The following is an 11464-nucleotide window of genomic DNA, read 5'->3' as shown; positions in this document are numbered from 1 at the left end:
ATATAAATATATTTATGTAAAACGATTGATAATTTACCTTTTTATATTAAAGGATCTAATCTAAATACGTAAAAAAACTCCTTCTAGAATAGAAGGAGTTTTAGAATATCTAACTAAAATTATTTAACAAATGCGTTAATTTCTTTTTCGATGTTAGCAATTTTAGCTTCAGCATCAGCTAAGTCAGAACCAACTGTTGCGAAGTAGAATTTGATTTTTGGTTCTGTACCTGAAGGACGAACAGCAATCCAAGAATCATCAGCAAGTGTGTATTTCAAAACGTTGCTTGGTGGAGTTGTCAATTTTTCAACGCCAGCAGCGCTAGTAGCTGTTTGTGCTAAGAAGTCTTCAGTTTTAACAACATCAGTTGAGTTGAATTGAACTGGAGCGTTGTCACGGAATTTATCCATGATTTTCTTGATTTCTGCAGCACCGTCAACACCACTAAGTGTTACTGAGATAGTTTTTTCTGCGAAGTATCCGTATTCTTTGTAGATTTCTTCGATACCATCAGCAAGTGTTAAACCACGTGAACGGTAGTAAGCAGCAATTTCAGCTACGATAAGAACAGCTTGAACGGCATCTTTATCACGTACGAATGGTTTGATAAGGTAACCGAAGCTTTCTTCGAAACCAAACATATAAGTGTGGTTGTGTTTTTCTTCAAATTCTTGAATTTTTTCTGCGATGAATTTGAAACCAGTCAAGACGTTAAACATTTTAGCGCCGTAGCTTTCAGCGATTTTAGTTACCAATTCAGTTGATACGATTGATTTTGCCAAAGCTGCATTTTCTGGAAGAGTTCCAGCTGTTTTATGTGCTTCAAGAATGTATTTAGCAATGATAGCACCGATTTGGTTACCAGAAAGGTTACGGTATGAACCGTCAGCTTGACGAATTTCAACACCAAGACGGTCAGCATCTGGGTCAGTTGCAACAAGAACGTCAGCATCAACTTTGCGTCCAAGTTCTTCAGCAAGAGCAAATGCTTCTTGATTTTCTGGGTTTGGAGATTTTACAGTTGAGAAGTCTGGGTCTGGAACAGCTTGAGCTTCAACAACTTGTACAGATTCAAAACCAGCTTGTGCAAGAGCACGACGAGCAAGCATTTCACCAGTACCGTGAAGTGGAGTGTAGACAATCTTCATGTCTTTACCGTATTCATCAATCAATTTTTGGTTGATGTTAACGTCTTTAACTTCTTTAAGGTATTCAGCATCGACATTTTCACCGATAACTTCAATAAGACCAGAAGCTTTGCTTTCTTCAAGATCAGCTAATTCGATGGCAAATGGATCATCGATAGCACGAATGAAGTCAGTCAAGGCATCAGCATCAGCAGGTGGCATTTGTCCACCATCTTCACCATAAACTTTGTATCCGTTAAATGGAGCAGGGTTGTGACTTGCAGTAACCATGATACCTGCAAAAGTACCAAGGTGACGAACAGCAAATGACAATTCTGGAGTTGGGCGAAGTGATTCAAAAACATATGCTTTAATGCCATGTTTTGCTAAAACTTGAGCAGATTCAAAAGCAAATTCAGGTGAGAAGTGACGTGAGTCGTAGGCGATAGCAACACCACGTTTTTTAACATCTTCACCTTTTGTTTCGATAAGTTTTGCAAGACCTTCAGTAGCTTGGCGAACAACGTAAACGTTGATACGGTTAGTACCAGCGCCGATAACACCACGCATACCTGCTGTACCAAACTCAAGGTTTGTGTAGAAAGCATCTTCTTTTGTCTTTTCGTCCATGGCTAACAATTCTTCACGGAGATAATCGGGAAGCCCCGCAAAATCGAGCCATTTTTGATAGTTTTCAGTGTAAGTCATTAATGGAACTCCTTTATATGTTCTTATAAACGCTTTCATTATACCACTTTGCGAAAATTATTTCTAGTAAAAATTTAATATTAGTGAAAATATTGTTAAATCAAGCTTTTTGAGTACTTTTGTCTAGTTACGCAAACGTTTGTGTAAGGTAAAAATTAACCAATTTTTTAACTTCATGTGACTAAAAAAACCACGGTTTTCCCGTGATTTTCATTATTTATGCTCTGATTTTCTGTAATTTTGGAACAATTGCAAGCGTTAAAATAGCTGAAATAATCATCTCCGCAATCGCATTTGTACCAAAGACAACCGCAAGTAGTGCTTTGATATCTCCACTATACACATTTGCAAAGAGGAAGAAAATACCACCTAAAACAAAAATTGTATTTGTCATAGAACCAATAGCACCAGCGACAATGATACCAAATCTATTATGAAGCCATTTGTAAACAAAATATGGTGTGATACCAATCAGAATACGAGGTACCATGGCAACAATTAATGAAGAAAGATTACCATTTTCAACAAATGGAGAGAAGAGGTAACTTGTTGGTAGAAGAGTCAAAGTGTTCACTGTTACACTGATAACTCCCATTAAAGCACCAAGCGTAGCACCGATTCGTGGTCCGTAAACAATAGATGCAATGATTACTGGAACGTGAATAAGTGTCGGCTTGATTGGCACAGGCCAAAGGTTAAAGACAAGGCTTGTTAAGAAATTAATAACAAGCATGATAGCAAAGAAAATCGCAACTGTGGCAATATTACTTGCTGCTTTACTGTTTTTCATAACTCCTCCTAAGAGATGACTTTTTTGGCTTTTCTTTTGAAAGCCCAATACATTATACAAATTTACAGGTGTCTTGACAAGGGTAAAAATTATAGACGTTTTTCGATACGCTCGATAATTGTGTCAAGTTCAGCCAGCGCACCGCGACCAAGATCTCCACAAGCTAAAAGGCTTGAGCGTGGCTCAATTTCCTCATATCCAACCTCTTTTAAGATCGATAAATTACGCTGCGTTAAGGGATTTTCATACATTTTTGTGTTCATGGCTGGCGCAATTAATTTAGGTGTTTCAGCTGGCAAAGCAAGAGCAGTAGCTGTAACCATATTATCAGCTAAACCGTGTGCTAATTTTGCTAAAGTATTAGCAGAAGCAGGGGCAAGGATAAATAAATCAGCTTTTTTAGCTAATTCGATATGATTAACGCTCTTAGGATCCTCTTCGGTCATAACATCAAGATGAACAGTATTTTTTGACAAGACCTGAAGCGTCAGTGGCGTGATAAAATCAGTAGCTGCCTTGGTCATTAAAACATGAACATCATAGCCAAGTTTCGTTAATCGATTAGTTAAATCAGCCGCTTTGTAGGCAGAAATACTACCAGAAACAGCTAATAAAATACTTTTAGACATGATTTGTCACCCTTTCAAAAATCAAGTTTGCAATAGCTTTTTTAGTGTCCGCTTCATAGACATGAGACTCATCTAGCAAATAAGCATGGTGCTTATCTCCCTTAATCTCTGTTAAATCATTGGCAAGAATATAGCGTGCTTTATTTTTTTGTAAACTTTCACGCGCAACAGCAAAAAGCTCGTCTTTGCCGACATTAACCAACAATTTAAAGCCAATTAGGCAGATATCAGGATTCCAAGTTTTCACTAAATAAATCACTTTTGGCGTTTTCTTCAAAAAAAGCACTTGGTAGTCTTCCTTAGAAGAAATCTTAGATTCTGTATTTTGACGATTTAGCAAATCCGAAACGTGTTCAGCTTGTTCAACTTCATTAAGATCTGTCATATAAACAGGCGTATAATCAGACACCGCCATGCTATGAATAAAGACATCATGCGTTTTGACGAGCGGCTCAAGCGTACTTAGCAAACTATCAACATTCGTAATAGTATGTACTGTTAGTAACGGATGGTCTACTGGTTTAACAGCTTCTTTAGTTGTAACCAAAGTTACGTGGTACCCTTTTTCTAAAAATGCTTCTGCAATGTATTTTCCTAAAGTTCCAGTAGCGTGGTTAGTAATGCCACGCACAGAATCTATCTTCTCGGTTGTTCCACCGGATGTTATTAAAATTTTCATAGCCTTATTTTACACAAAAACATTTTTTTCGTAAATTGTTTGACACACTTTTAATTTAGAAAGTGCCTATTTTTCACAAATATTTACCTAAAAACGAACAATAACAACCTTTTCTCCTGAGAAGTTTGAAGAATGAAATAATTGATTTCAATGGTTTTCAAAACGAACAATTGCTAACGAATTCTGTTATTTCAAGGATTTTAAAAACGTTCCTTGTTATAGTAAATAACTATAACAATTAATAAAAAAAGTTGTTTCACAACGATAAAACACGAACAATAATAATTATTTTAATAAATATCGTGCGTTTTTGAAAAAGTGTGTTATAATGTTTTTATCAATCAAAAAATATCAGAGGAGAGTCCCCGTGAAATCAGATATCGAAATTGCACAAAGCGTTGAGCTTAAACCAATCACAGAAGTTGTTGAAAAAGTTGGTATCACATTTGATGATATTGAACTCTATGGTAAATATAAAGCAAAATTATCTTTTGATAAAATCAAATCTGTTCAAGAAAACAAACCTGGTAAACTTGTCCTTGTCACAGCTATCAACCCAACACCAGCTGGTGAAGGAAAATCAACAATGTCTATCGGTCTTGCTGATGCGTTGAATAAAATCGGCAAAAAAACAATGCTTGCTCTTCGTGAACCATCACTTGGTCCTGTTATGGGGATTAAAGGTGGTGCCGCAGGTGGTGGTTACGCTCAAGTTCTTCCAATGGAAGATATCAACCTTCATTTCACAGGTGATATGCATGCTATCACAACTGCAAATAATGCCCTTTCAGCAATTATCGATAACCACATGCACCAAGGAAACGAATTAGGTATCGACCAACGTCGTATCATTTGGAAACGCGTTGTCGACCTTAATGACCGCGCTCTTCGTCATGTCACTGTTGGTCTTGGTAGCCCAGTTAATGGTATTCCTCGCGAAGATGGTTTTGATATCACAGTTGCTTCAGAAATCATGGCTATCTTGTGCTTGGCAACAGATATTAAAGACTTAAAAGAACGTTTGGCAAATATCGTTGTTGCTTACCGTTACGACCGTACACCAGTTTACGTGCGTGACCTTAAAGTAGAAGGTGCTTTGACACTTATCCTTAAAGATGCTATCAAACCAAACCTTGTTCAAACTATCTATGGAACACCAGCCTTCGTTCATGGTGGACCATTTGCCAATATCGCACACGGTTGTAACTCTGTTCTCGCAACAACAACAGCTCTTCACTTAGCTGATTACACAATTACAGAAGCTGGTTTTGGTGCTGACCTTGGTGCTGAAAAATTCCTTGATATTAAAACACCAAATCTTCCAACAACACCAGATGCTGTGATTATCGTCGCTACAATTCGTGCCCTTAAAATGCATGGTGGCGTAGCTAAGACTGATCTTGGTGAAGAAAATGTTGAAGCTGTTCGTGCTGGATTTGCTAACCTTAAACGTCACGTTGAAAACGTCCGTAAATTTGGTGTTCCAGCAGTTGTTGCTATCAATGAATTTGTAGCTGATACAGAAGCAGAAATCGCTACCCTTAAAGAACTTTGTGCTGAAATTGATGTACCAGTTGAACTTGCAAGTGTTTGGGCAAATGGTGCTGACGGTGGGGTTGACCTTGCTAAAGCCGTTGTTAATGCTGTTGAAAATGGCAATGCCAACTACAAACGTCTTTACTCTGATGACGATTCACTTGAAGAAAAAGTCACTAAAATCGTTACTGAAATCTACGGCGGTAACAAAGTTATCTTCGGCAAAAAAGCTAAAAACCAATTGAAACAATTTGCTCAATTTGGTTGGGACAAATTGCCAGTATGTATGGCTAAAACACAATATAGCTTCTCTGACAATCCAACACTTCTTGGAGCACCAGAAGGCTTTGATATCACAATTCGTGAATTCGTTCCAAAAACTGGTGCTGGATTCATCGTTGCTTTGACTGGTGATGTGATGACAATGCCAGGACTTCCTAAAAAACCAGCAGCGCTTAACATGGACGTTGCTGAAGATGGAACAGCTATCGGATTGTTCTAATAAACTTACCACTAAAAGGTCGGCTTTTGCCGGCTTTTTCTATTTTTCCAGAAAAAAGCAGCCAGTAAAGTATGATATAATAGAAGTAAATGAAGAAAAAATGATGTGGAGGTTATGATTATCGACAATAAAAGCACTAATAAAATCAAAGCATTACGCTTATTAGATAAAAGCCGACGCAGTTTTCTTCGAGGAATTTTTAGTCGGACAACTGTCATTTCTATCTTGTTGATCTTGCAACTTTTGTTCATCATTGCATCATTTGCTTGGCTAGATCACTATCGTATTTGGGTCGCTATAATTGAACGTGCTCTTGCCATTGCAACTGTATTATATCTTGTAAACAGTGAAATGGACGCTCTATCACGTGTGACTTGGCTTATTCTGGTAATGATTGCACCTTTGTTAGGGTCACTTTTTCTCATTTATACCAAGCTTGATTGGGGTTATCGCGGTCTCAAACTTCGAATGAACCATTTGGTTGATGCTAGCAGCCAATATTTGCAAGATAATTTGGAAACATTGAGAGTTTTGAAAAGTAATACGTCGACGACCTATCATCTGGTTCAGTATTTTGACCGTAGTCGCGGTGACTTTCCAGCTTATCAAAATACCGAAGTGACTTATTTCCCAAGTGGAGAAAAGTTTTTCGAAGAACTAAAAAAACAATTGCTCAAGGCTGAAGAATACATTTTCATGGAATTTTTCATCATTGCAGAAGGTAAGATGTGGGGTGAAATTCTACGAATTCTAGAGCAAAAAGTCAGGGAAGGAGTGGAAGTTCGTGTCCTCTACGATGGCATGATTGAATTTTCAACCTTATCTTTTGATTACACACAACGCTTAGAGAAAATTGGTATCAAAGCCAAAGCTTTTTCACCAATTTCACCTTTTATCTCAACTTATTACAATTACCGTGATCACCGAAAAATCATTGTGATTGATGGTAAAGTAGGTTTCACCGGCGGAGTGAACTTAGCTGACGAGTATATTAACAAAATCAATCGTTTTGGTCATTGGAAAGACACTGCTCTGATGCTTGAGGGTGAGGCAGTTGATAGTTTCTTAGTACTGTTCTTACAAATGTGGTCAATCACCGAAAGACAAATGGTTGTCAAACCTTACCTTGCTAAGCATAATAAAAAACGAAAAGCAAATGGTTATGTTATTCCATATGGTGATTCGCCACTTGATACCGATAAAATTGGTGAGAATGTTTATATTGATATTCTTAACCACGCCAGAGAATACGTCTACATCATGACACCTTATCTCATTCTTGATAGCGAAATGGAGCATGCGCTTTGTTTTGCCGCGGAACGTGGTGTAGATGTGCGAATTATCATGCCTGGAATTCCAGATAAAAAAGTCCCATATATGCTGGCAAAAACTTACTTTAGCAAACTCATGCGCTCAGGTGTTAAAATCTATCTCTACACACCAGGATTTGTCCATGCTAAAGTCTTTATCAGCGATGACAGCAAAGCAGTAGTCGGAACGATTAACCTTGACTATCGTAGTTTATATCACCATTTTGAATGTGCAACTTATATGTATAAAGTTGATGCTATTCGAGATATTTATGATGATTGCATTCAAACCATGCGAAAAAGTAAACGCGTCACTCAAGAGACGCTTGATAGTCGACCAACCCATGAAAAACTCATTGGATTACTGGTCAAAACCATCGCACCCTTGATGTAGAAACAAAGTATTTGCAAATCTTGCCTTCTATGGTATACTAGGAACATGCGATGAGCCGAATTAACTCGATTTGAGAGTTTATTTGCGCAGGAGGAGGTCATTCTAGTTCGACTAGAAACGCAGGAGCGGACTTTGGCAATCTGTGTGAACCTTTTTGCCACATTCATTTTTGAATGCCTCATATCCCTACCAATTTTGGTGGGGATTTTTTTGTTGTCAAAATATTTTTAAAATTAAATAAAATTCAGACTTTTCTTTTGAGTTAAAAAATTGTATAATGTAGCTACTATAAATTTTTAGAAAATTGAGAATAGTATACTATTTTCCAGGAAGAGGTATTGAAATGGGCTATACAGTCGCTGTCGTTGGTGCCACAGGTGCCGTTGGAACTCGCATGATTCAACAATTAGAACAATCAACACTCCCTATTGACAAAGTACGTCTTTTGTCATCTTCACGTTCTGCTGGGAAAGTTTTGAAGTATAAGGGACAAGATGTTACTGTTGAATTAACAACTGAAGATTCATTTGAAGGCGTTGATATTGCTCTTTTCTCTGCAGGTGGTTCTGTTTCTGCAAAATTCGCTCCATACGCTGTTAAAGCAGGAGCAGTTGTTGTCGATAACACATCTTATTTCCGTCAAAATCCAGATGTGCCACTTGTCGTACCTGAAGTCAATGCTCACGCTTTAGATGCTCACAATGGTATCATTGCTTGTCCAAACTGTTCAACTATCCAAATGATGGTTGCTTTGGAACCCGTTCGTCAAAAATGGGGCTTGAGCCGTATCATCGTCTCTACTTACCAAGCCGTTTCTGGTGCTGGTCAATCAGCTATCAATGAAACACTTCGTGAAATCAAAGAAGTTGTTAATGATGGTGTTGAACCAAAAGACGTTCACGCTGACATCTTGCCATGTGGTGGTGATAAAAAACACTTCCCAATCGCATTTAACGCTCTTGCACAAATCGATGTCTTCACAGATAATGACTACACTTACGAAGAAATGAAAATGACAAACGAAACTAAGAAAATCGTGGAAGAGCCTGAACTTCCAGTTTCAGCAACATGTGTTCGTGTGCCAGTTCTTTTCTCACACTCAGAATCAGTTTACATCGAAACAAAAGAAGTAGCTCCAATCGAAGAAGTGAAAGCAGCTATCGCAGCTTTCCCAGGTGCTGTCCTTGAAGATGATGTTGCTAACCAAGTTTACCCACAAGCAGCTAACGCTGTGGGCAAACGCGAAACATTTGTTGGACGTATCCGTAAAGACCTTGATGTTGAAAATGGTATTCACATGTGGGTTGTTTCTGATAACCTTCTTAAAGGTGCTGCATGGAACTCTGTTCAAATTGCTGAAACACTTCACGAACGCGGTCTTGTCCACCCAACTAAAGAGCTTAAATTCGAACTCAAATAATAACTCAAACCAGTTTCTTTTAGAAGCTGGTATTTGAGCATTTTTAATCAAACAGGTATAAATTCTTAGACAAAGAGGGAGATTGTTATGTCTATTGAAGATTTAAGAGATGTTAAAATCATCACCGCGATGATTACCCCATTTAACGAAGACGGTTCAATTAACTTTGACGCGCTACCAAAATTAATTGAACATTTGCTTGCACATCACACAGATGCTCTTTTGCTTGCTGGAACAACTGCTGAAAGTCCAACTTTGACACACGATGAAGAATTGGAACTTTTTGCTGCAGTGCAAAAGATTGTTAAAGGTCGTGTGCCATTAATTGCTGGTGTTGGTACCAATGATACCCGCGATTCTATCGAATTTGCGCGTGAAGTTGCTGCATTTGGTGGTTTCGCTGCTGGTCTTGCCATCGTTCCATACTACAACAAACCATCACAAGAAGGCATGTATCAACACTTTAAAGCTATTGCTGATGCTAGTGACCTTCCAATCATTATTTATAACATACCTGGACGTGTTGTTGTTGAAATGACGCCAGAAACAATGTTACGTTTGGCAGAGCACCCAAATATCATTGGTGTTAAAGAATGTACGAGTCTTGCTAACATGGCTTATCTTATCGAACACAAACCAGATAATTTCTTGATTTATACTGGTGAAGATGGTGATGCTTTCCACGCTATGAATTTAGGTGCTGATGGGGTAATTTCTGTTGCTTCTCATGTTAACGGTGATGAAATGCACGAAATGCTAACAGCTATCGAAAACAGCGATATCAAGAAAGCTGCAGCTATCCAACGTCAATTCATTCCAAAAGTTAATGCTTTATTCTCATATCCAAGTCCAGCACCAGTTAAAGCCGTGCTTAATTATCTTGGATTTGAAACTGGACCATTACGTTTGCCTTTGGTTTGCTGTCCACCAGAAGATGCTAAACGTATCATCGATGTTGTTATCGATGGAGATGTGGAAGCAACAAAAGAAACCGTCAAAGGTGTTTTGCGTCCTGATTATTAATTTTCCTATTAACGATATAAAAAGCCAGAGATTCTGTTTCTCTGGCTTTTTATTTTATCGCTCACTTACCATTCTTAAAATGCTGAAAATATCCTGATTATTTGAAAGCTTAATGAATCGTTTTTCTGTCAAAGAAAGGTAGTTATCCTCCAGATAGTTGATTTTATCAGTGAATTTTAGGTCACCTAAGTGTTGGTCCTTAGGAAGTTCAAGTACCAATCCTTGAAGAGAGCTGCTGAAATGCTGAATCCTTGGAAAGTCAGCAAGAACGATATCAATTTTCTGCCTTTGTTTTTGAAAAACTTGCTTAAGGTAATTCAGATTTTTTTCAAACAAACCGCTATCCAGATAAAGCGATAGCGCTTTTTGCATGATAAGGTTGGTATCATAGTCAATCATTTTCTTATGGTCAAGAAAAGCTTTTGTTAAAGCCGGTGGCAAGATGATGGTCCCCAAACGCAAAGCAGGAAAAATGGTCATTGAAAAGGACTTAAGGTAAATAACGTGACCAGAAGTGTCGTAATAATGGAGAGGCAAATCCGTTGATTTTGCAAAATCTCCCATGTAATCATCCTCGATGATGTAGACATCGTAGCGTTCAGCCAATTCAACAATCCTTTGCTTTTCACTGGTCGAATACGATAAACCAAGGGGATTTGAAAAGCGTGAAATAGTGTAGAAAAACTTGATATCACCAGTCTTAAACAATTCTTCTAGCCTTGCTAAATCAATCCCTTCAAAATCACGTTCAATGGTCTGATAAGGCAGTTTTAGAGAAGTAACCAAATCATTCATTCGATGGTAGGTTGGCTGTTCCAAAAGAATTGTCTTCTTGTGATTTGGAAAAGTCACCTGCGAAAGGATGTAAAGGGCTTGTTGGGTCCCTGAAGTAACTAGAATGTCTTCTTTTTTTGCGTAAATAGCGCTCTTTTCAAGATAATCTTGCAAGGAATCGATTAATTCTTGTAATCCTTCTTGCTGATAGTAGTAGTTAAAGAGGTAATTCTCACGATTCACAAGGGTTTCTGTTAGGCACGTTGTAAAGTCTTCATAAGCCATGTTGTTGTAGTCAGATAAACTGAGATTCAGCGGTGTTTCCTTTTGGCTTTTTCCTTCAAGGACATAATAACCACTTTTTTCAACAGCATAAATGTAGTTTTTAAACTTTAATTCTAGCAAAGCCCGTTGAACAGTGTCTTTACTGCAGTGGAATTTTTGGCTTAGACGGCGAATGGAAGGAATACGTTCACCTTTTTGCAATTTGCCATTTTCAATTTGGTCGATGATAGTTGTTAAGATTTCTTGGTATTTACTAGGCATAATCTGTCCCCATACAGTTTCTTATG

Annotated in this window: 9 protein-coding genes; 4 read left to right on the top strand and 5 right to left on the bottom strand. The window is 38.0% G+C overall.

What is annotated here, in order from left to right; genetic code table 11:
• Positions 1–119: 119 nt before the first annotated feature.
• The 4 genes from E0E02_RS08065 to E0E02_RS08050 form a co-directional block, all read right to left on the bottom strand.
• On the bottom strand, positions 120–1835 hold the full coding sequence (locus tag E0E02_RS08065) for a phospho-sugar mutase (protein WP_074625722.1): 1716 nt from the start codon (positions 1833–1835) through the stop codon (positions 120–122).
• 217 nt (positions 1836–2052) lie between these two features.
• On the bottom strand, positions 2053–2625 hold the full coding sequence (locus tag E0E02_RS08060) for an ECF transporter S component (RefSeq protein ID WP_014334774.1): 573 nt from the start codon (positions 2623–2625) through the stop codon (positions 2053–2055).
• Positions 2626–2714: 89 nt separating this feature from the next.
• On the bottom strand, positions 2715–3254 hold the full coding sequence (gene coaC, locus E0E02_RS08055; RefSeq protein ID WP_133018314.1) for a phosphopantothenoylcysteine decarboxylase: 540 nt from the start codon (positions 3252–3254) through the stop codon (positions 2715–2717).
• Positions 3247–3933: a phosphopantothenate--cysteine ligase gene (locus tag E0E02_RS08050; protein ID WP_133018313.1), complete on the bottom strand. Its 687-nt coding sequence runs from the start codon at positions 3931–3933 to the stop codon at positions 3247–3249. The genes coaC and E0E02_RS08050 overlap by 8 nt, the downstream gene beginning before the upstream one ends.
• 367 nt (positions 3934–4300) lie before the next feature.
• Here E0E02_RS08050 and E0E02_RS08045 point away from each other — a divergent pair, with 367 nt between their 5' ends.
• The 4 genes from E0E02_RS08045 to dapA all read left to right on the top strand — a co-directional run bounded on the left by E0E02_RS08045 (position 4301) and on the right by dapA (position 10118).
• Positions 4301–5971: a formate--tetrahydrofolate ligase gene (locus E0E02_RS08045; protein WP_133018312.1), complete on the top strand. Its 1671-nt coding sequence runs from the start codon at positions 4301–4303 to the stop codon at positions 5969–5971.
• 114 nt (positions 5972–6085) lie between these two features.
• Entirely contained in the window at positions 6086–7675 is a 1590-nt protein-coding gene (gene cls / locus E0E02_RS08040) for a cardiolipin synthase (protein ID WP_133018311.1), read from the top strand.
• A 343-nt stretch (positions 7676–8018) separates the two neighbouring features.
• Complete coding sequence (locus E0E02_RS08035; protein ID WP_133018310.1) at positions 8019–9095, top strand: aspartate-semialdehyde dehydrogenase; 1077 nt, start codon at positions 8019–8021, stop codon at positions 9093–9095.
• Positions 9096–9182: 87 nt separating this feature from the next.
• On the top strand, positions 9183–10118 hold the full coding sequence (gene dapA / locus E0E02_RS08030) for a 4-hydroxy-tetrahydrodipicolinate synthase (RefSeq protein ID WP_014334769.1): 936 nt from the start codon (positions 9183–9185) through the stop codon (positions 10116–10118).
• A gap of 54 nt (positions 10119–10172) precedes the next feature.
• Here the strand turns inward: dapA and E0E02_RS08025 are convergent, their stop codons facing one another.
• Positions 10173–11438 (bottom strand): PLP-dependent aminotransferase family protein, encoded by a 1266-nt coding sequence (locus E0E02_RS08025; RefSeq protein ID WP_133018309.1) that lies wholly within the window; start codon positions 11436–11438, stop codon positions 10173–10175.
• Between the last annotated feature and the right edge of the window lie 26 nt (positions 11439–11464).

Source organism: Streptococcus sp. KCJ4932 (assembly GCF_004352745.1).
GTDB lineage: Bacteria > Bacillota > Bacilli > Lactobacillales > Streptococcaceae > Streptococcus > Streptococcus ruminicola.
This window is presented reverse-complemented; position numbering and strand designations above follow the sequence as displayed.

Coding starts and splice junctions, on each gene's coding strand:
- coaC (WP_133018314.1), bottom strand. CDS start 3,254: ATGTCTAAAAGTATTTTATTAGCTGTTTCTGGTAGTATTTCTGCCTAC.
- E0E02_RS08065 (WP_074625722.1), bottom strand. CDS start 1,835: ATGACTTACACTGAAAACTATCAAAAATGGCTCGATTTTGCGGGGCTT.
- E0E02_RS08060 (WP_014334774.1), bottom strand. CDS start 2,625: ATGAAAAACAGTAAAGCAGCAAGTAATATTGCCACAGTTGCGATTTTC.
- dapA (WP_014334769.1), top strand. CDS start 9,183: ATGTCTATTGAAGATTTAAGAGATGTTAAAATCATCACCGCGATGATT.
- E0E02_RS08025 (WP_133018309.1), bottom strand. CDS start 11,438: ATGCCTAGTAAATACCAAGAAATCTTAACAACTATCATCGACCAAATT.
- E0E02_RS08050 (WP_133018313.1), bottom strand. CDS start 3,933: ATGAAAATTTTAATAACATCCGGTGGAACAACCGAGAAGATAGATTCT.
- cls (WP_133018311.1), top strand. CDS start 6,086: ATGATTATCGACAATAAAAGCACTAATAAAATCAAAGCATTACGCTTA.
- E0E02_RS08035 (WP_133018310.1), top strand. CDS start 8,019: ATGGGCTATACAGTCGCTGTCGTTGGTGCCACAGGTGCCGTTGGAACT.